Origin of the sequence: Inconstantimicrobium porci (assembly GCF_009696465.1) — a bacterium.
Classification (GTDB): Bacteria; Bacillota; Clostridia; order Clostridiales; family Clostridiaceae; genus Inconstantimicrobium; species Inconstantimicrobium porci.
In genome coordinates, this window is the sequence record NZ_VULX01000018.1 from 1 (window position 1) to 20,576 (window position 20,576).

The following is a 20,576-nucleotide window of genomic DNA, read 5'->3' on the forward strand; positions in this document are numbered from 1 at the left end:
AACTTATTCCTTTTTCATTTAAACTTAAATCATACATAAACTCAGCTCCATTCATTTAATATCGACAATTAAATTATAATGGATAATTTATGTATTGGGGAGATGTTTTTACATCTCCTTTATTTTTATCAATTTTCCTGCCTACAAAAATTATACTCTAACAATCAATATTGTTTATAAATTACTATCGAAAAAGCAGTGAATAACTAAGAAAAAATAGAACTCCGTAAAGGGAGTTCAAAAAATATACTGTGGACAGGCTGGCTTCTAAACCCAATTCAAATTTTCTATAATTTTCCTCGCCTTGTCTGGGTAATTTGTTATTATAGCATTTACCCCCATCTGTACTGCTAAGCGTATATGCTCATCTTCATTGACAGTCCATACATTGATTTCAAGATTTCTTTTCTTGCATTCCTCTATAAATCCTGGATACTGCAGATTATAAAGCGCTGGATGAAGTGCATCTACGCCATATTTCTCGCCATACTGTGGCATATCTATAGGTCCGTCTGCATATAAAAATCCTGTTTTAGCCTTAGGATTTAACTCCTTGATTTTAAGAATTGTGTAATGATTGAAAGAAGAATAAATAACTCTGTCCTCCATGCCCATGTCTTCAGTAAGCTTAAGAACTTTTTCTATGATACCATCATAAAAGAAAATTCCAGTTTTAAGTTCAACATTAATCATCATATCGCTGTCTTTTAAAAGTTCATAAACCTCTCTCAATGTAGGAATCTGCTCAAAATCATAACCCTTCATATGATTATTGAAGTTAAACTTTCTTATTTCATCAAAAGTATAATCCTTAACATAACCTGTTCTGCTGCTTACTCTGTCAATAGATTCATCATGAGTAACAACAAGTTTACCATCCTTAGTCATCTGAACATCAAGCTCGACTCCATCAGCTCCCATATCCATAGCCATCTTGAAAGCCTTGAGAGTATTTTCAGGTGCATAACCACTTGCTCCTCTATGAGCCCATATTTTTATATTAGACATAATAACACCTCGAATTTATTTATCTTTTAATGTATAATTTATAATGTATATTGTATAATTAAGGATAAAATTAGCTCGCTATGCTGACTAATTTTTAAGTTATGATGGAGAATATCTCCATACCTCTGAAATTACAAATTCTAATATGTTTTCTTATATTTTTTGAACTCCCCTCAAGGGAGTTCTTTCATAAATTATACATTATACATTATTCTTTATACATTATCCATTGTACTACATTAATTTCATCATTTCATTTATAGTTGCTTCAGTGGCTTTCTTTACTGTTCCTTCTTCATATGCTGGTGACATGCCTACTAGCTTTAGTAGTTCTGCATAATTCTTGCTTCCGCCTGCTGCACAAAGTTTTTCATATAAGTCCCAAGCTTTTTCAGGATTTTCTTTTCTTAGCTGTTTCATCTGAAGTGCACACATATCGCATAAAGCATAACTTATAAGATATCTTGGGAACATGTAAACTCCCATATTGCCTAAAAGACCTGCTCCTTGCAATAATAAATCTTCATCTTCTGAACTATCTACAGTTGGTAAATATGCTTTTATACACTTAATATAAGCTTCTGCCCATTCCTCATTTGTTGCATCTTCATGATTATATAGGTAAGTTTCAAATTCATGTGTAGCACAATAGCCTCCTATTTCTATAAGGCATTCCTGCATATGTGCAAATCTGAATTTGTCAGCATCTTTTCCAAAGAACTTTTCTGCATAAGGATATGCAAACTGTTCCATTATCTTTGATGGAACTTCAGCTATATCATTACATCCCCAGCAATATTCTAAAACTGGCTGATTTTCAAAGCTTAAGTAGCCTTGTATAGCATGTCCAACTTCGTGAGTAAGTACAGTTACATCACTACTTGTTCCATTACAATTTCCAAATATAACACAACCTTTTAATTTTCCAAGATCTGTGCAGAAGCCAATTCCTGCAATCTTATTTTTTGAAGCCATGATATCAAGAGTTTCATGATCAAGCATATAATTAAAAATCTCACCTGATTTTGCTGACATATCATTATACATTTCTTTAGCTGCATTTAATAAATATTCCGCATCACCTGCTGGTTCTGGGTTACCATCATTAAACATATAGTTTACATCATATGAACATACATGATCTATACCAATACGTTTAGCTTGTGCTTCATAAATTTTTTCGTAGAATGGCACAAGATCTCTCTTTACCTGTTCACAGAATGATGTAAGCTCTTTTTCACCATATCCGTTTCTTCCTTTTTCGATATTCATGTAATCAACATAACTGTCAAAGCCATTAGCCTCTGCTATCTTATTTCTAAGCTTAACAAGTCTACGAAGTATTTCAAACATCTTATCCTTCTTTTCAAGACGTCCCTGAAGCAATGTTCTTGACGCAGATTTTCTTACGCTTCTATCTTCACTATCGCTATATTTTCTAAGTTCAGCCTCACTTACTTCTTTGCCATCAAAGTTAAACCTAAGTGATGCTTTTATCTGCTGATATTCTCCAATAAGCTGCTGCTCTTCTGCCATAAGTTCTCTACCATTTGAATGTATTTTTATATCAGCTCTAACATTATCAAGATAGTTCTTTCCAAAATCTCTATCAATGTCATCAGCAAATCTAGAGTCTAACAAGGAATGTCCAAACGCAGTCTTATCAAGCATTGCTTCTTCTGCTGAAAGCTCTGGAAGTTCCTTTGAATAAAATTCATTTGTACAGTCACCATAGCATCTTATATATGTTAGTGCTGAAGCATAATTTATTTCACTCATCATAACTGAATATTCATCAATGCATTTTCTTACATCATTATATGATTCTGCGTTTTTAACTCTTAAGCATAAATCATCTATTTTACTTTTAATTTGCTTAAAATCAGGTCTTTTATAAGGAAGATCCTTAACCTTCCAATTTTCTTTCAAATTCATTTCATTTGAGTAATCTTTCATTTTGCATTCCCCCCAAGTACTTTATTGTTTATTAAAACCTACTTTCTTTATATTAGATCATAGATTTTGTCTTTCCATAATTTATCATAAACTACATTTTCCATTGTAGCAATAGATGAAATTCCATGGACAAGTGCCCAGGAAGATATTACTGCATCTTTTTTCTCATAATTGAGCCATCTTCATTAGTAAACTGCTTAACCTTTCCTGGACTAAGTCTGAAATGAATTCTAAGTTTTATGCTATAGATTCTAAGTTTGATGCTATGGATTCTAGATTTACTGAGATTGATTCTAAATTTGATAATCTTTCTTCTGATGTAAAAAAAATAGCTCTAATTATAGAAATCAACTATAACTAAAGCTATTAATTCACATTAACATAAAAGTCAACATAAATTTTAAGACCTATGCAGAGCCGACTTGGAGCGTGAGGACGGAGGAACAAATAGGTCTTAAAATTTCTATTTATTCAATGCTCTTTAATGATTCAATCATATCTATTTTCTTAAGTTTAAAGTACATTACAAAATTAACTATTGCTGAGAAGATATAAGTCAAAATCAAACTGTATACAATACTCATAAATTTTATTTTTCTTCCAAACATAATCATTTCTGTTTCAACTGTTGTAATTATGTATTTATGAAGCAGTATACCAAGGAAGACTCCAAATATACTTCCCATAAGAGTTAATATTATGTTTTCACGGTATACATACTCAGCAACTTCATTATCATAAAATCCTAGAACTTTTATTGTTGCAAGTTCTCTCTGTCTTTCAGTTACATTTATATTGTTAAGGTTATATAAAACTATAAATGCTAATAAACCTGCAGAAACAATAAGTACATAGATTACTATATTCATTCTGCCCATCATTTCATCGAAGTTTTTACTAATTGCATTGTTAAACATTACTGCTCTTACTGCTTTACTTTTAAGTACTTCTTCTGTAAATCTATCTGTTGTCTTCTTAGTATTATCTGTACTTTTTATAAGAATCTGATTATATGATGGAGCTTTAGAAAACTCTTTTTCATAAAGTGAAGGACTCATATAAACATAATGATTTATATAGTTTTCAGTCACTGCTGAAACTTTTACTTTAACTTCTTTATCATCATTCTTGATTGTAATAGTATCTCCTTTTTTCGCACCTACTAGTTTAGCCAGCTTTTCAGTCAATATTACACCATCATCATCAAGTTTGTATATATCCTTTGAAGTTCTGTCATGGAACTTTATAAAGCTATCTAAGTCACTAAGATTCTTCGGCACAAATAAATAGACATCCTTTTTACTGCCTGAAGCAGTTACATCTACTGGTATCATATCTGCATTCAGGTACTTATCAACATCATTGCTGTTATTGATAGTATTATAAAGCTTACTCATTTCTTTATCTGAGCTTTCAGTATTGACAGTTATTGAACCATCATATACATGAATGTCATTATACTGAATATGGACAATGTCTGAAATTGAATCTTTTATACCATAACCAACAAGTAAAAGTGCCATACATCCTGCAATTCCAAATGTAGTCATAAAAAATCTTTTCTTATATCGCATAAGATTTCTAAGTGTAGATTTCTTTGTAAAATTAAGTCTGTTCCATATAAATGGTATTCTTTCAATAAGTATTCTCTTTCCTGCTTTAGGTGCTGCTGGTCTCATAAGATACGAAGGCTGACTCATAAGTTCCTTATAACATGCAATAATAGTTACAACAGTTGTACAAGCAACTGCAAGCAGCGATGCTGTAAAGGCATAATACCAATTAATTGGTGTTTCTATATAAGGAAGAGTTGGATACATCATCTTATATGAAACTATAATTATTCTTGGGAATACCTGTTCACCAATTAAGAAGCCTAATATACTTCCACAAGTACTTGCTATAAATGCATAAAGAACAAACTTTGAGGCAATATCTGCTTTATTATATCCAAGTGCCTTTAAAGTTCCAATCTGCATTCTTCCCTCTTCAACCATTCTTGTCATAGTAGTAAGACTGACAAGCGCAGCTACTAAGAAAAAGATTAGTGGAAATACTCTTCCTATAGCACCAATCTTTTCAGCATTGTCGCCATATTCACTATATGCTATTAGTGTTGATCTATCCTGAACATACCATGTAGGCTTCTTTATATCATTGATTTCTTCCTCTGAATCAGCTATTTTTTCTTCCGCTTCAGCAAACTTCTCATCTGCATTTTTCTTTTCTGCTTCATATTTACTTATGCTATCATTTAAAGTCTTTTCACCATTTGCTATTTTTCTTTTACCAGCAGCAAGTTTTTGCTCTCCCGCAGCTAGCTCAGCTTCTACATTTTTAATCTTTGCTTCTGAAGACTTTATCTCTTCTTCACCTTTAAGAAGCTCATTCATTTTAGATTGAAGCTGTTTTCTAGAAGCATCTAGTACAGCCTTATTCTCCTGTAGCGATGATTGCTGCTTTTTTAATGTTTCAATTTGCTGCTTCTTTAGCCCTTCTGGAATTTCAGCACTTTCGATACTTTTTATACCTAAAGCAACTTGTTCTAATCCTTCATCAACTTTCTTTTCATTTTCTGAAAGACTTATTTCTGCATTCTTTATTTCTATTTTTCCATCAGCAATCTGTTTTTTAGAATCTTCTATCTTTTTCTTATTTGCAGTTAATTCATTTTTTGCCAGTGTAATCTGCAGCTCATTTGCTGCAATTTCATCTTTACCACTATTTATTTTAGCTTGTGCATCAGCAATCTGCTTCTTTGCATCAGCAAATTTGATATATGCTTCAATTTTAGAGTTTGACAATTCTTCTTTTGCATCCTTAATTTTTGCTTCTGCCTCTTCTTTAACTTCACTAAGTCTCTCATTTTCTCTTACTGTTGCAATCTTTTTAATGTCATCAATTGTTTCATTAACATTATCATTATAAGAATCAAAGTAACTTGTTTCATTTAACGCACCATTTGATAAAATATAAGCTTCAGTATATGCCTTTAATGAGAAACACTGTTTGTTAATAAACATGAATCCGTTTATCTTACCAGTACCAATTGTACTTTTGCCTCTCTCTGCAGAAAGGTACATTGAACTGTCTACAAAACCGCTTATTACAAATTCAGAGTTTTTAAGAGTATTACTGATATCAGTATCATTTCCTGACATTAGACTTATCTTATCGCCTATTTTATAATCAAAATGCTTTGCCATAGAATTATCTACAAGACACTCATTATCATTTGAAGGCATCTTGCCTTTTACAAGAGTTACCTTGTTAATATCATTATGTAATGACATTACTTTGATAACTGGCTTTTTATTATCCTTAGTTTCACTCATAAGATCAGCACTATATGAACCTTCTGCTTTATAAACTCCCTTTACCTTTGATAAAGCTTCGATATCCTTATCTGATAGTCCAAGCGTTGACATTACTTTAATATCCATAAGACGACTTTCATCATAATACTTATCTGCAGATATCATCATGTCATTCTTTGCAGACTTTATACCAGAATAAAATGCTACTCCAAGTACAACTATAAAAAATATTGAGAGGAATCTTGGAAGACTATTTTTTATCTCCATTAAAAAATCTTTTCTTAATGCTTTTTTCTTCATCTTTTGCACCTTCCCGCTTACCATTCAATATTCTGAACGTCAATAGGATTTTCATTTACTGTTATGTCCTGAACAGTACCATTTTTAATATGTATAACCTTATCAGCCATTGGAGCTATTGCTGAATTATGTGTTATGACGATTACTGTCATATTATTTTTTCTGCAAGTATCCTGAAGAATCTTTAGAATTGCTTTTCCTGTATTATAGTCAAGAGCTCCTGTAGGTTCATCACACAATAATAACTTTGGATTTTTTGCTAGTGCTCTTGCTATTGCAACTCTCTGCTGCTCTCCACCTGAAAGTTGTGCTGGGAAATTATAAAGTCTGTCTTTAAGCCCAACACTTTCAAGCACTTTTCTGCAGTCAAGTGGATTTTTACATATCTGTGAGGCAAGCTCCACATTTTCTAGTGCTGTAAGATTCTGCACTAAATTGTAAAACTGAAATACAAAACCGATATCATCTCTTCTATATGTAGTAAGCTCCTTAGATGAAAACTTGCTTATATCAGTACCATCTACTACTACACTCCCACTACTTAACTTATCCATGCCACCTAAAATATTCAGCACTGTCGTCTTTCCTGCACCACTAGCTCCAAGTATGACTGCGAATTCACCTTTTTTTATAGTAAAATTCACATTAGATACTGCTGTAATTTTTACCTCGCCCATATCATAAACTTTTTTCACATCCTTTAGTTCAATAAACTCCATTACTTCATCTCCATTCCTTAAATAATATATTCTCACAAAATACTGATTATTATTATCTTATACAACTATTTTCGACAATATGATGCAAGAAATATAGCATATTCTTCAATTTATTTATCAAATTAAACTCCAATATAAAGTATAAACTATTTCTTAATAAATCTTAAGCTTTTACTAAATAGAATATTAAAATCTCTCCTTTACAATGTGCTTATAACATTTAAGGAGAGATTTATTATGAAGAAAAAAATGAAATTTACAATAAAAACAAAAACATAATCAACACAGTCAAGGAACATGGATATATGATGCTTGCTCTTGGCATCGTCTGTCCGATTACTCCATCAGACCTTATAACATCATCAGCAGCTTTCATCAAATTAGAATACAGAAAATTTATGGCAGTTATTGCTGCTTCAGATGCACCAATGATCTTTCTTTATGGATTTCTAGGCACAGGCTTTAGCGACTCTGCTTATCTTAAAGTTTTTTCATTAATATGAATTGTCTTTATTTCATATTATACATTCTTAATCTGGAACAAGATTAACAATAAATATAGAGCCACACTATAAAGATTCATCTGAATTTTAATGGAGGATACCTCCAAACCTCTGTATTACTAATTTAAAGAGGAGTCTGTCCTCTTGTTAAACGAACATGACTAATCTCTGATTTGGTATGTTCGCTTATACATTGGCTTTGGAACTCCCCAAAGGGAGTTCATTCCACAATTATACATTGATAATAATGTTTACTTTATTGAGATAGACAATCCTTCGGAATTACTCTAACTCTTAGTGTAAATCTAACCATTTAGTTACTTTGTCAATGAATAGTATTCCATCAAGATGGTCTATTTCATGGCACAAGCATTTTGCCATATCTCCATCAGCTCTTAATGTAAACTTCTCGCCATCTTCACCTAGTGCTTCGACTGTTACATATTTAGGACGTTCTGTTTCACCAAATCTTCCTGGAAAACTTAAGCATCCCTCAACACATTTCTGAGTATCGCTCTGTTCAACAATCTTTGGATTAACAAGCTTAAATATACCACTTCCCATATCTATTACTACAAGCCTTTTTAATATGCCAACCTGAGGAGCTGCAATAGCCGCACCATTTTCAGTGTTATGTAGCGTATCAAGCATATCGTCAAGTATCATTCTGATATGGTCATTTACTTCATCAACTTCTCTAGCTTTCTTTCTTAAAATAGGATCATCATATATTCTAATTTGTCTTAATGCCATTTATAACACCTCACTAAAAATTTAATTCAATAAAAAACTTCTATATGTATTTTATCACACCAATGTATATATTGCACCAATTGTAAATTAGCTTCCTTTATAACAAGTATAATCATACAGGAAATCATATAATCCGAATTGAACTACAAAAGACTTGCAAGTTTTATATTTTTATACAAACCAGCAAGTCTCTCTAAACTTCATTTCATCAGATGATGCCATAATATAATCAATAAAATTATCTTTATTAATATTAGTGCTATATTCCCAATATTCTTTGGAGTGTTATACTTTTGAAATCATTTACATAAATTCCCGTTTCGCTTAGATACTTTAATGCACCAAGTTCATTTTAATGATGCTATCTACAAAATAAATTCGTTAAATGAATGGGTCAGGATGAAGTTAAAAAAATGGAGGGGCAAGCCCTCCATATCTCCCATTAAATTGCCAACGTAATTTGACCTGGTTTTAATCTACATATTTTTTGTTTTCTTCACTTATCTTCATCATCTTAGTTATACATATTACAATTAATCAATTAAAGAAAATTCTTTATATACCTTCTTAATATTTCATCATTCATTTCTTCGCAATTAATTCCTGTGTCTAAAAGTGCCTGATCAGTGTTCTCCATATGATACTTTGGTGAATTTTCACCGTACCTCTTAACAAATGATTCATTTTCATTTTGTTTTTCCACTTTAAAAAGAGATTCAAGCAGTTTTAATGGATGCTCTGTATTGCTATTAAAGAGATTTTTCTTCCACTCATCAAAAGGAATTTTTATTACACTTATCCCCATACTATTTAATATATCTCCTATCCAATCAAGTGAAACATATTTTTTATTTAAAAGATTATAACTCCTACCATAACTACTTCCTTCACTTGATATAAATACTATGGCCTGAGCTACAAAATCCACCTGAGTCATATGAATTCTCATCGGCAAATCCGGATAAGTACCAGTTACAATCATTGATCTTATGGTCCTGCTTACCGCATCACTAAGTTTCCATGTTCCTATTTCAGTATCACCTGTAATTTCTCCAGGTCTGTAGATAGCTGCCCTAAGTCCTCTTCTTTTTGCTTCTTTAATAATATTTTCACTCACCCATTTACTTTCACTGTAAGATAAGAAGTATCCCCTGCAGTCATCAAGTACATCATCTTCATAAGCATCCTTTTTGAAATGACTTGGATTATCGTAAACACTATATGAAGAAATATAATTATAATACTTAGCCTTGCCACTGCATGCAAATTTAATAGTACGTATAGTTCCTAATACATTAGTCTCTTTTAACCTTGAATATGGATATATGAAATTAAGTAGTGCTCCACAATGATAGACAGTATCTACATGATCACATAAATAATTGTACTCACGCTGATTTATGCCAAGATTATCTTCATCAAGAGAACCAATAACAGGAGTTAAACGCTCATTATATTTGTCATTCCACAAATCATAATACTTCATGTTCTCCTTAATTCTTTCAAAGCCTTCATGCCTAGTTTTTGCCCTGACATGGCAATAGATCTTGCCTTTTGTATTCTTTATAAGATCAGAAATCAAATAAGCTCCTAAAAATCCTGTAGTTCCTGTTAAAAAGATATTTTTCATTTCTGGCTTATCTGTTCTATATTTTGCAGGCTTAATATACTCCTCAAGCTTAACTTCGTCATATAGATAAGCCTTATCTTTTTCAAGCACTGATAGATCTTCGCCTTTTAATGATTTATCAATATACTTAGAAATCTTGTTAATGGAAGGATTCTCAAAAATAAATGATACATTTATTGCTATATTGAATTTGCTTTCAATAAGGGCAGCAAGGCTAACCACTTCCAGTGAATCCATTCCTAAACTTAAAAGATTATCATCTCTGTCTGCTTTATATGAAAACTCATCTTCTATGATTTTTCCTATAGCCTTTTCAGTGGCTCCCTCATATCTAACTACTTTAACATTATTATTACTATTCATTTCGTACTTTTTACATGTTGCAGTTAATGATACTTTGCCATTGTCTGATTTTATAATATATCCTTTGTTTATAAACTGTATATCATAAGGTGAAACATCAAAATATTTAAAGATGCAAAGATTTATCTTATTTCTTATTTCTTTCTCGTTTTCTACTTCTTCTAAACCTTCAACAAGAATAATAAGTCTTTCTTTATTTTCTTTAACTATTGAGAATGGAGCAATAACACAACCATTTATTTCCTGTACATTCTCCTTTAACTTTTCAATAATATCGTTGGGAAGAATATTATTTCCGTTTATTATTATAAGTTCCTTTAATCTGCCAGTAATATATAATTGATTATTTCTGACAATTCCCATGTCCCCAGTTCTCAAAAATCTTCCATGTTCACCTTTAAGCTTTACATTAAAAGTATCCTTAGTCGCCTTTTCATCATTATAATATCCTTTGGCTGCTGATGTGGAGTTAATCCATATCTCTCCAAATTCATTATCTCTACACTTTTTTAATGTATGTGGATTAACAATAACAACTTTAGTACCTCTCATTATAGGTCCACTACTTACAAAGCATATAGAGTTTTTATAGCTCTGATCTACAACACGGAGTCTTCCTTTTTTATATTCACTAAGGTCAACATATAAATTATTATTCTTATCATAACGTCCTGCAGATATACCACATGTAGCCTCGCTAAGTCCATATCCAATATAAAATTTATTTGTACTTATTCCAAATCTCTTATATTCACTTGCAAATTTCCATAATGACAATGGTGAAACCACCTCTGAACCATTTGCCATTACTTTTAAAGAAGTCAAGTCTATATCTGTAAGTTTATCTGCTGGTACAAGTTTAGGATATGCCTCATAAGCAGAATTAGGTGCAAGAGTAACATCTGCCTTAAAATCACTTAATCTTTCAATCCATATAATAGGGTTCTCTAAAAAGTCCTTCGGGCTTATAACTGCTGCAACAACTCTTTTATTAACAATAGAAGCCATCATAAGATATACAAGCCCTAGATTGTGGAAAAATGGCACCCAGCCTACTACACGTCTAAACTTATATACATCACATATAGAGTTTACCGCACTTAGTATATTTCCATATGATACTTCAATACCTTTAGGTGCACTAGTGGAGCCAGAGGTATATTGAATATATACTGTATCATCAAAGCCTATATTCTCACAAATAAAATCTGTATGGCTATTACATTCATCAGCACATATCACATTAACATCATTATCATCTCCAATGATTGAATTTATAATTTTTGTAATTTCATTATAAATAAAACCTGAACATAAAATAAAGCGTGGCTTGCATGATTCATATACAGACTTAAATCTTTCTATTTTCTTTGAATCCACTGGTGGTGGAATTATAGTAAAAATAGTACCAGCAAGTATAGATGCTGCTACTGAAATAACATTATCTTCACTCTGAGTTGACATAATTACTATTCTGTCTCCTTTTGCTGCCCCCCTATTTTTAATTTCAGATGCAACATTCAATGATTTTTCAAGAAGTTCACTCCTTGTTAGTTTTATATCCTTTTCTTTATTTTGCTTACAAAAGGTAAAACATATCTCATCACTATTTTCTACTACGTTCTCCATTAAAATATTATAAAAACTTTCTTGTCCACTTTTTATATAATACTTCATAAAAACATCTCCATATTTATTACTGTACATTTCATAATACAGTTAATTTAAGAATAAGTTGAATATTTAATACAAAAGCCTTATAAACAATAGTCCCCACTCCATCATAGCAAGAAGTTCTTCCTTACTTGTTGGTGCAAGATAAACTATGTTTGGTATATTAGATATAAGTGGTATATCAAAAATTCCAAATTAACTTCTGCATCTTCATAGCCTTTACCCTTAACTGTATGAATATGTACAACTATTGGATGGTCTATATCCTTAACTTTTTCAAATGTATCGATAAGAGCTCTTACATTATTTCCTTCTTCAACATAGCAGTAATCAAGTCCCATTGCTTTAAAGAAGTTATTCTCAGCCTGTCCATTTGTAGCACGTAGCTGAGCAAGATTCTTGTATAAACCACCGTGGTTTTCTGCAATAGACATATCATTATCATTAATTACAATAATTATATTCTTTCCTGACTCAGCAGCATTGTTAAGTCCTTCATAAGCTTCACCACCACTTAAAGAACCATCTCCAATTACAGCTATGATGTTTTCACTGTCTCCTTATCTAATATGTTAAACTTCATTACACTTTCTCCAAAATTAAAAGTCATGATTAAAGTACAACCCTTAAAGTACACTTAAAGTCAACAACTTTTGCAATTCTTATGAAAAATCTGCATTGTACATAATTATCTCCTAGATAAAATGAAATATCAATAGATTAGAGATATGGGAGCAGAGATAAGTGACCTTTTATCTGTAACCTGTGACCTGAACTCTATATACATTGTTAAAAAGATATAATATATTAACCACTTACTTCTTAATCTTAACCTCTTACTTAAGTTTTATTTACATTTATACCAGAAATCATATAATAGAATCATGGAGGTGAAACAATGAAAGTTCGAATAGAGATAGATGAAAACATAGAAGAGGATGAGATTCTTATACGATGCAGATCTGTTAATGATACAATCATGAAAATCCAGTCTGCAGTTTCAGATATCTCCAGTGAATCAAAAGGCCTTATATTTTATAAGAATGATACTGAGTATTATATTTCTCTAAACAAAATCCTGTTTTTTGAGACTGACAATGGCAAAATAAATGGCCACACTAAAGATGATATTTATGAAGTTAAATATAAATTATATGAACTGGAAGAATTGCTTCCAGGCTCATTTACAAGAGTTTCAAAATCTACAATCTTGAATATAAATCATATTTATTCAATACATAAAAATATTACGTCATCAAGCATTGTACAATTTGAAAATACTCATAAAAAGGTTTATGTTTCAAGATCTTATTATAAACCTTTAAAAATGAAATTAGATGAAAGAAGGATTACGAAATGAAAAATAAAAACATTTTTTGGGGACTAGCTTTTATTATACTTGCAGTTGCCATCGGACTTGATGCTTTCGGGTACTTTGGTAACATAGGCATCTTTAAAATTATAAGTGCAGTTCTCTTAGCTATAATTATAATTCAATCTGTTTTTCACGTTCACTTTTGGGGAATTTTCATTCCACTAGCTTTTATAGGAATACTATTTAAAACTGAACTTGGGATAGCAAACCTTACCCCATGGCCTATACTTGGAATTGCAATCCTGTTTAGCATAGGATTTTCACTTATTTTTAAAAAGTCACACTTTAACTGTTGTATTAGCCATAATCACCATTATACTGACAGAATTATAAATGATGACCCATCATGCGACTGCTCTGTAAGTTTTAGTTCAATTGTTAAATATATAAATTCTGATAACTTTGAATGCAGTAAAATTGATTGTTCGTTTGGTTCAGCTTCAATTTATTTTGATAAAGCACATATTCAAGGCGATTCAGCTCAAATAATTGTAGATGTAAGCTTTGGTTCAGTAGAACTTTTTGTTCCAAAGAACTGGAATATAATCAAATCAGCAGATTCTTCTTTCGGAGGAATCGAAGAAAAAAATAATAACGCCGTAAAAGATGGTCCTACAGTATATCTTGAAGGAGACATATCATTCTCAGGTGTCACAATCTACTACATCTAACTTAAAAGCAGACTTGTACTTTTGCAATGATAAATTAAAAACTGCAGAGGGTTGTCCCTTACTGCAGTTTTATTTTTTATATGACAAACAACGTAAATTAATATCCCCTATTTTAAGCCTTTAAGCCTAAACTCCACTAAATCATTAAAATCATCCATAGTAAGTTCTCTAAGTATAAGTCTCTCAGTTTCTAACTGCATGTCCATCAACTCCGTATTATTTTTTTATGCAATAATTATATTGTAATCATTATCACGAAACCTTTCAACCATAATATAGTTAAGAATTAACAACCGAAGTGAGGTTAATTCTGTCCTTTTCTGTGACCTAATCTATAAATTCTCATTTGTGGAGATGCTTATATTAATCTTTAAAGTATTAACTTAACTTTATATGTTTTATGCACCTAATAAGCTTCCTACTATAACACCCATGTACGTTCCTATTACGTAGCCTAAAGTTCCTATAAGCATTATTGGTCCAACAAGTTTTGTCCAGCCTTTTGATATTGCCATGGCTGCTGCTGTTGTTGGTCCGCCTATATTAGCATTTGATGCTAAAACTATATCTTCAAGATCAAACTTTAGTAGTTTTCCTCCTACAAGGCAGAAAATCATGTTTACAAGCACAATAGTAAGTGTAAATACAAATAGTAATGGTGCATTTGTTAAAATCATCTTTATAGATGCCGGAACACCAATAGCAAAGAAGAATAAATAAATCAGATAAGTACCAAGTTCTGTATAACCTGATAATTCTTCGATCTTCTTTTCAAAAACTGCTGAAATTACTATTGAAAGTGTAGTAATCCATATATACTGGCTTCCTAAGAATGTGTTCAGCATATTAAGAATCATATTTCCTTTAGGTATTGCTCCTGTAAAGAAATCTGCAGTCACTTTAGAAATAGTCACAACTATAGCTGCATATGCGAAATCAATTGCAATATCTTTAAGTGAAATTTCTTTCTTTGCCCAGTAAGCAGCTGCTGCATTCTTCTTATCGCCATGATTAGCTATATTTTCAACTTCATCAACATGTGGATGAGAAAAATGCTTTCTGAAAAATCCTATTGATGGAATTGTTATAAGCGCAAACATTGATGTTGCTGTTACAAGGTTATCAGCCACAGTTGTTGCAGAAATCATTGAACCTGAGACCTTAAATGCATCTGCAAGTGCTGTAAAGTTTAATCCCCCGCCTATATAAGATCCTGTCATCATGGCCGCAATACCATTAAGTTCCTTTATCTCACCTCTTAACATAAAGTACGCTAATACAGCGCCAATGCATGATCCTACAGATCCGATCAGAAATATTATCAACATTCTTCCTGTTTCATGCCATATTTTCTTTATATTGCACTGTAGAAGTAAAAGTGGAATTGCAAGTGGTACTGCAAATCCCCACACAACATTATCATATAATGGAGAACTTGCTGGTATGATATTTAAATTTGTAAATAAAAGTGCAAAGATTAAGGCAATCATTGCTCCTGATATTTTAGATGCCCATTCATATTTCTGTTCAAGGTATATTGACACAGCTACAGAAATACACATAATAGAAAGCAATGCCCATGTATTGTCAGCACTAATAAGCGTATTGTTCATATTTTTTCACTCCTTAATTTATTTAAATATAGAAAACTACGTGTTAATATATTGTATTTTTCAATATTTTTGTTTCCTTATGTATTAATTTATACCTAAATACTAAATTAATTAAGTGCCACTATAGAAGCATTTTTCAATGGACGTGGTACCGAATAAATATGTTGTTCTTAATCAATCTTCTACATATTCAAAGATATCTCCAGGCTGGTACTTTAACACTGAACAGATAGAGTTCATTGTTTCAAACCTAATTCCCTTCATTTTGCCATTTTTAAGATTCGAAAGATTGACATTGGACATCTCTACTTTTTCAGCAAGTTCATTTAATGACATCTTTCTATCTGCCATTATGCAATCTAATCTTACTATAATTGCCATATAAAATCCTCCTTATACAATATAGTCCATCTCTTCTTCAAGATCACAACCATAACGGAATATCTCTGAAATAATTCCAATTACTGCACCAATCATAAGAACTGCACCATCCTTTATAAAATCAATAGTAACAACTGATGTACCAGAATATAAGATTCCTTCAGCTACTGCAGCTGTTTTCGGAAGTAAGGCCACTAGCATGATTAGTATAGAAATAGTGCGCAGACAGTTTACAGTTTTCTTGGTAAATGGTTTTCCATGCTTAAGTACTGCTCTTAAAATAATATCCATAAATAGAAATATTAAAAATATAACAATAACTCTTATAGAATCTTCAATCATGTGATGCTGATAAATCTCTACTAGATTACCCTTAATAAATGCTATGATACATTCAATTTTTACAATAAATATTTAAAGCATTAGTTTAAATATTTAAACAAGCAACTTAAACAGCACATTAACGCAAAATATGAAATAACTAAAAATAAAGGATTTTTTATTTGTATAAACCGTCAAAATTCAGCATTATTTTACTATTACATAAAGCTCTATGTATTAAACCAATGTCGAAATAATTCCCAATATAATATTTTTTTAATATTTTTAAAAAATTCTTAAGGTTTTCGTAGTAATTATCCGAAATAAAAAATACAGTAATTACTTTCAGGGAGAATATATAAATATATCAAAGATTGAATTACAAAATACTTATACTGCTGATATTGAAACTCAATTCGGCAGTCTATTAATAAATTTTAGCTAGACATGAGCATAATTGATCTTTAAAAATTTAATATTGATATAGAGAAACATTTTTCATTATTAAACTTTGTATTTGCTTTTATTGGCGTAGAATCAACAGATAAAACTTCACCAGTTATAACGTCCATGCCAATGAGCTTTTGTACCTGGTTTTTCATAAGATTTTTTAAAATATTATTGTCGAAATCTTTGATAAATCTTTCAAAGACACTGTATGATGGCAGTTGAGTCATAATGTCAAAACCGCATAACTGGGCAATTTTCAAATTGGAATGTAGAAAATCAACTAATGATGTTATTTCTCTATAATGTTCACATTGCATAACTATGAATGCTCTTATAAGAGCATGGCGGGAATATCCTTTAGGACCTAATTTAGATTGTATGAATTCAGGAATATCTGATAAATCAATATTATCAAATAGATTTTCATAAAAATTAATTATTGGTTGTGCAGTGAATAAATCAATTATGTTTAATAATTCTTGTCTTATCATTTGTAAACCTCCGTTTAGTAAAACTAATTAGTATATCCATTAATATTAGTATTATCCAAACGGACATAGATAATTCAGGAAAATTTGAGTGATAAAGAAATCTTGGCTCTGTAGAGCCTTGATATATAAGGGCTAAGAATTATGCTTAACCCTAAATTTTAGCTTTAAAAGAGGTGATAGTAAATGGATGTTAATAATTTAAATAATATATTAATTGCTTTTAAAAATGTACTACCTCAGTTTGGACTTCAGAATGTACAAAAAGGCTCTTTAAGCCTTAAAGGACGTTTCATCGACAGCCCTGGTGTTGTAGTTATTATAGGACTTATGGGAGATATTAAAGGTAACATCATCTATGGAATGACTGATGAATCAGCAAAAATAATTGCTTCAAAAATGATGATGGGAATGCCTATAGAAAACCTTGATGAATTAGCACAAAGCGCGTTATCTGAACTTGTTAACATGCTTACTGCAAACGCAGCAACAAACTTTGCTAATAACGGTATAACAGTAGACATATCAACTCCTACACTAATTTACGGAGAATTCACAGCTAACGCAAGCTCAGATAAAGTAATCTGTGTTGAAATGAAAGCTGATGATGCTCATATAGACGTAAATATAGCTCTTGAAAAAGATCTAAAATAAAATACATATATCTTAAATAATATCTATAACAAATCGGAAGCCAGCTTTTTTATTCGGAGAATACAAGTCTACACTAAGAACAACTAATATTCTCTTTATAAAGTCGCAGTCTTCCGATTTGAAATATAAATTTTATTATTCATCTTAGTAACAAAACTAATGTATCTTATGGAACAAATTATTTTAAATCTTTAACAAGAAACTTAAATTGAAATCATAGATTTAAGATAATCTTTTTCTTCAATATACATGCTTAATTCAGGTCACAGGTATAAGGTCACAAGTCACAGATAAGGTAGAATTAACCTCGCTTTGCTTGTTAATTCTTAGCTATAATGGATGTTTCACCTCCAAACCTCTTGTATAATTTGCTTCTTAAAAGTACCAAAAACAGTTTGTCCAATTTTTCAGAAACTGCCGTCAGGAAGTTTCCTCCATACCTGTGACCTCTGACTTGTGACCTATAAAGTTGTGACCTGTTATCTACACTGATCTATGGCCTGCACTTTGTGTCCTATAATTTTGTTGTATAAAAAATCCTTATCTATAAAAAATAAAAAAGAAATCTACTTAAAAGGAGCGATATATTATGAGTATTTTATGGCTTGTCCTATCACTGGTTTTTATTATGTTCCTTGCATATAAAGGCTATTCAACAATAATAACCGCACCGATTATTGCACTGATAACAATTGTGCTTACAACTGGCGTTAGTGGTCATCTTATGGCTAATTACACAGAAGTGTACATGGCTGGTTTTGCAGGATTTATTAAGAACTACTTTCCTCTTTTTATGACTGGTGCACTATTTGCAAAACTTATGGAAGAACTAAAATATGCTGAATCTATCTCAAATTTCATAACAAGAAAACTTGGCGAAAACAATGCAGTGCTGGCTGTTGTTTTATCAGGTGCACTGCTTACTTATGGCGGTGTTTCACTTTTTGTTGTTGCCTTTATTCTATATCCAATAGCATCAATGCTTTTTAAAGAAGCTGATATTCCTAAAAGGCTTATTCCTGGCACAATTGCTCTTGGTGCCTTTACTTTCACCATGACTGCACTACCGGGTTCACCAGAAATACAAAATGTGATCCCCATGAAGTATTATGGCACTGACACCTTCGCTGCTCCTTTAATTGGACTATGTGCTGCTGCTATCATCCTTGTTTTAGGAATGAGCTGGCTGAAGTACCGAGTAAAATCTGCTGCCAAAATGAAAGAAGGTTATGGAAATCATCATGATAATTTTACAAAAAACCATACAAAAGAACTGCCAGGAATAATCAGATCAATTATCCCTGTACTGATTATTTTTGCAACAAACTTTTTCTTTTCAAAAGTTTATTATAAATATGTAGACGGTAGTTACTTAAAAGCGTATAACACAACTCTTAGCAGTGTTTCTGGTACATGGAGTGTAATAATTGCCATCGTTACTGCAGATTTATTCATGATAATTACCAACTTCAAAAAGCTTAACAACATCAAAGCAGTTCTTGATAAAGGTGTTACTAATTCATTTAGGCCGCTGATTAATTCAAGTGCAATCATCGGTTACGGAAGTATTATTAAATCTCTGCCTGCCTTTGCTTCAATACAATCTTTCATATTTAATATTTCATCAAACCCCATAATTTCTGAAGCACTTTCAGTAAACCTAATCTGCGGTCTTACTGCTTCAGCTTCTGGTGGTCTTGAAATATCACTAAATGCACTGGCAGCAACTTATCTAAAGATGAGCCAGAGCTTAAATATTTCACCTGAAGTAATGCACAGAATCGCTTCACTATCATCAGGCGGACTTGACACTCTGCCACACAATGGTGCTGTAATTACTACACTTGCAATCTGTGGGCTGACTCATAAAGAATCATACAAGGATATCTTTGTTACATCAGTAGTGATACCTATCTTTACTACTGCAGTTATCGTTGCAGCAGTAGCACTGATTTAAATATGTATATTATGTATTAAATAGTTTTACTATTATATATGATTTATAAAAATTTCTGCGATGTTCGGGTCAAACTGTGTACCTGAGCATCTTTTTATTTCTTCTATAGCTTCTTCCTTGCTTATTGGTTCTTTGTAGACTCTCGCATGTGTCATTACATCATAAGAATCTGCAATGTTTATAATCCTTGCGATAATTGGGATTGCTTCTCCTTTAAACCCAAGCGGATAACCTTTTCCATCATATCTTTCATGATGCATTAAAACGCATTTTGCCACATTTTCTAAGTTTCCTGTTGCATGTACTATTCTATATCCCTTTTCTGTATGAGACTTCATTATTTCAAATTCCTCATCAGTAAGCCTACCCTTCTTTAGCATTGAACTCTTAAGACTTTTTTTCTGCAGCAGTTTTTTTCTATATACTTTCTCCTCAACCTTTTT

General features: G+C 31.6%; 17 protein-coding genes and 1 pseudogene. 6 read left to right on the forward strand and 12 right to left on the reverse strand.

Going from position 1 to position 20,576, the window contains the following annotated elements:
- Positions 1 to 267: 267 nt before the first annotated feature.
- Positions 268 to 1,008, reverse strand: coding sequence for a glycerophosphodiester phosphodiesterase (locus tag FYJ33_RS11100; RefSeq protein ID WP_154531807.1), 741 nt, complete (start codon positions 1,006 to 1,008; stop codon positions 268 to 270).
- 234 nt (positions 1,009 to 1,242) lie between these two features.
- Positions 1,243 to 2,964 (reverse strand): M3 family oligoendopeptidase, encoded by a 1,722-nt coding sequence (locus FYJ33_RS11105; RefSeq protein WP_154531808.1) that lies wholly within the window; start codon positions 2,962 to 2,964, stop codon positions 1,243 to 1,245.
- Between the two features lie 223 nt (positions 2,965 to 3,187).
- Here FYJ33_RS11105 and FYJ33_RS11110 point away from each other — a divergent pair, with 223 nt between their 5' ends.
- Positions 3,188 to 3,325, forward strand: a complete 138-nt coding sequence (locus FYJ33_RS11110; protein ID WP_154531809.1) for a hypothetical protein — start codon at positions 3,188 to 3,190, stop codon at positions 3,323 to 3,325.
- 106 nt (positions 3,326 to 3,431) lie between these two features.
- On the opposite strand, the gene FYJ33_RS11115 is transcribed toward FYJ33_RS11110, so the two are convergent.
- Both FYJ33_RS11115 and FYJ33_RS11120 read right to left on the reverse strand, forming a co-directional pair.
- Positions 3,432 to 6,581, reverse strand: a complete 3,150-nt coding sequence (locus FYJ33_RS11115) for an ABC transporter permease (RefSeq protein WP_206046678.1) — start codon at positions 6,579 to 6,581, stop codon at positions 3,432 to 3,434.
- Between the two features lie 17 nt (positions 6,582 to 6,598).
- Positions 6,599 to 7,300 (reverse strand): ABC transporter ATP-binding protein, encoded by a 702-nt coding sequence (locus tag FYJ33_RS11120; protein ID WP_154531811.1) that lies wholly within the window; start codon positions 7,298 to 7,300, stop codon positions 6,599 to 6,601.
- 254 nt (positions 7,301 to 7,554) lie between these two features.
- On the opposite strand from FYJ33_RS11120, the gene FYJ33_RS11125 reads away from it, so the two are divergent.
- The gene (locus FYJ33_RS11125; RefSeq protein ID WP_328598691.1) at positions 7,555 to 7,803 is read left to right on the forward strand and encodes a VTT domain-containing protein; all 249 of its coding nucleotides are present in this window, start codon (positions 7,555 to 7,557) and stop codon (positions 7,801 to 7,803) included.
- A 294-nt stretch (positions 7,804 to 8,097) separates the two neighbouring features.
- Here the strand turns inward: FYJ33_RS11125 and def are convergent, their stop codons facing one another.
- From def to FYJ33_RS11140, 3 genes and pseudogenes are all read right to left on the reverse strand, one after another.
- Positions 8,098 to 8,556: a peptide deformylase gene (def, locus tag FYJ33_RS11130; RefSeq protein WP_154531813.1), complete on the reverse strand. Its 459-nt coding sequence runs from the start codon at positions 8,554 to 8,556 to the stop codon at positions 8,098 to 8,100.
- A 541-nt stretch (positions 8,557 to 9,097) separates the two neighbouring features.
- A complete protein-coding gene (locus FYJ33_RS11135) occupies positions 9,098 to 12,226 on the reverse strand; it encodes a thioester reductase domain-containing protein (protein ID WP_154531814.1) in 3,129 nt (1,042 codons plus the stop codon).
- A gap of 185 nt (positions 12,227 to 12,411) precedes the next feature.
- Positions 12,412 to 12,780, reverse strand: a pseudogene (locus tag FYJ33_RS11140) (1-deoxy-D-xylulose-5-phosphate synthase N-terminal domain-containing protein); the annotation flags it as partial.
- Between the two features lie 341 nt (positions 12,781 to 13,121).
- Here FYJ33_RS11140 and FYJ33_RS11145 point away from each other — a divergent pair.
- Together FYJ33_RS11145 and FYJ33_RS11150 are read left to right on the forward strand one after the other, a co-directional pair.
- Complete coding sequence (locus tag FYJ33_RS11145; RefSeq protein WP_154531815.1) at positions 13,122 to 13,583, forward strand: LytTR family DNA-binding domain-containing protein; 462 nt, start codon at positions 13,122 to 13,124, stop codon at positions 13,581 to 13,583.
- A complete protein-coding gene (locus FYJ33_RS11150; protein ID WP_154531816.1) occupies positions 13,580 to 14,269 on the forward strand; it encodes a LiaF transmembrane domain-containing protein in 690 nt (229 codons plus the stop codon). Before FYJ33_RS11145 ends, FYJ33_RS11150 begins: the two co-directional genes overlap by 4 nt.
- A 398-nt stretch (positions 14,270 to 14,667) precedes the next feature.
- Here FYJ33_RS11150 and FYJ33_RS11155 read toward each other — a convergent pair whose 3' ends face one another.
- From FYJ33_RS11155 to FYJ33_RS11170, 4 genes are all read right to left on the reverse strand, one after another.
- Positions 14,668 to 15,882, reverse strand: a complete 1,215-nt coding sequence (locus FYJ33_RS11155) for a DUF819 family protein (RefSeq protein ID WP_154531817.1) — start codon at positions 15,880 to 15,882, stop codon at positions 14,668 to 14,670.
- Between the two features lie 174 nt (positions 15,883 to 16,056).
- A complete protein-coding gene (locus FYJ33_RS11160) occupies positions 16,057 to 16,263 on the reverse strand; it encodes a helix-turn-helix domain-containing protein (protein ID WP_154531818.1) in 207 nt (68 codons plus the stop codon).
- Between the two features lie 12 nt (positions 16,264 to 16,275).
- Positions 16,276 to 16,605 carry a DUF2975 domain-containing protein gene (locus FYJ33_RS11165; RefSeq protein WP_154531819.1) on the reverse strand — a complete coding sequence of 110 codons (330 nt, stop codon included), beginning with the start codon at positions 16,603 to 16,605 and terminating at the stop codon, positions 16,276 to 16,278.
- Between the two features lie 443 nt (positions 16,606 to 17,048).
- Positions 17,049 to 17,525 (reverse strand): transposase, encoded by a 477-nt coding sequence (locus FYJ33_RS11170; protein WP_154531820.1) that lies wholly within the window; start codon positions 17,523 to 17,525, stop codon positions 17,049 to 17,051.
- Between the two features lie 183 nt (positions 17,526 to 17,708).
- Here FYJ33_RS11170 and FYJ33_RS11175 point away from each other — a divergent pair, with 183 nt between their 5' ends.
- Complete coding sequence (locus FYJ33_RS11175; protein ID WP_154531821.1) at positions 17,709 to 18,176, forward strand: chemotaxis protein CheX; 468 nt, start codon at positions 17,709 to 17,711, stop codon at positions 18,174 to 18,176.
- Between the two features lie 586 nt (positions 18,177 to 18,762).
- Positions 18,763 to 20,133 (forward strand): GntP family permease, encoded by a 1,371-nt coding sequence (locus FYJ33_RS11180; protein ID WP_328598692.1) that lies wholly within the window; start codon positions 18,763 to 18,765, stop codon positions 20,131 to 20,133.
- A 32-nt stretch (positions 20,134 to 20,165) separates the two neighbouring features.
- Here FYJ33_RS11180 and FYJ33_RS16405 read toward each other — a convergent pair whose 3' ends face one another.
- Positions 20,166 to 20,513, reverse strand: coding sequence for an HD-GYP domain-containing protein (locus FYJ33_RS16405; protein ID WP_235900834.1), 348 nt, complete (start codon positions 20,511 to 20,513; stop codon positions 20,166 to 20,168).
- Between the last annotated feature and the right edge of the window lie 63 nt (positions 20,514 to 20,576).

Coding starts and splice junctions, on each gene's coding strand:
- FYJ33_RS11165 (WP_154531819.1), bottom strand. CDS start 16,605: ATGATTGAAGATTCTATAAGAGTTATTGTTATATTTTTAATATTTCTA.
- FYJ33_RS11105 (WP_154531808.1), bottom strand. CDS start 2,964: ATGAAAGATTACTCAAATGAAATGAATTTGAAAGAAAATTGGAAGGTT.
- FYJ33_RS11170 (WP_154531820.1), bottom strand. CDS start 17,525: ATGATAAGACAAGAATTATTAAACATAATTGATTTATTCACTGCACAA.
- def (WP_154531813.1), bottom strand. CDS start 8,556: ATGGCATTAAGACAAATTAGAATATATGATGATCCTATTTTAAGAAAG.
- FYJ33_RS11150 (WP_154531816.1), top strand. CDS start 13,580: ATGAAAAATAAAAACATTTTTTGGGGACTAGCTTTTATTATACTTGCA.
- FYJ33_RS11100 (WP_154531807.1), bottom strand. CDS start 1,008: ATGTCTAATATAAAAATATGGGCTCATAGAGGAGCAAGTGGTTATGCA.
- FYJ33_RS11120 (WP_154531811.1), bottom strand. CDS start 7,300: ATGGAGTTTATTGAACTAAAGGATGTGAAAAAAGTTTATGATATGGGC.
- FYJ33_RS16405 (WP_235900834.1), bottom strand. CDS start 20,513: ATGCTAAAGAAGGGTAGGCTTACTGATGAGGAATTTGAAATAATGAAG.
- FYJ33_RS11155 (WP_154531817.1), bottom strand. CDS start 15,882: ATGAACAATACGCTTATTAGTGCTGACAATACATGGGCATTGCTTTCT.
- FYJ33_RS11145 (WP_154531815.1), top strand. CDS start 13,122: ATGAAAGTTCGAATAGAGATAGATGAAAACATAGAAGAGGATGAGATT.
- FYJ33_RS11160 (WP_154531818.1), bottom strand. CDS start 16,263: ATGGCAATTATAGTAAGATTAGATTGCATAATGGCAGATAGAAAGATG.
- FYJ33_RS11110 (WP_154531809.1), top strand. CDS start 3,188: ATGAATTCTAAGTTTTATGCTATAGATTCTAAGTTTGATGCTATGGAT.
- FYJ33_RS11175 (WP_154531821.1), top strand. CDS start 17,709: ATGGATGTTAATAATTTAAATAATATATTAATTGCTTTTAAAAATGTA.
- FYJ33_RS11115 (WP_206046678.1), bottom strand. CDS start 6,581: ATGAAGAAAAAAGCATTAAGAAAAGATTTTTTAATGGAGATAAAAAAT.
- FYJ33_RS11135 (WP_154531814.1), bottom strand. CDS start 12,226: ATGAAGTATTATATAAAAAGTGGACAAGAAAGTTTTTATAATATTTTA.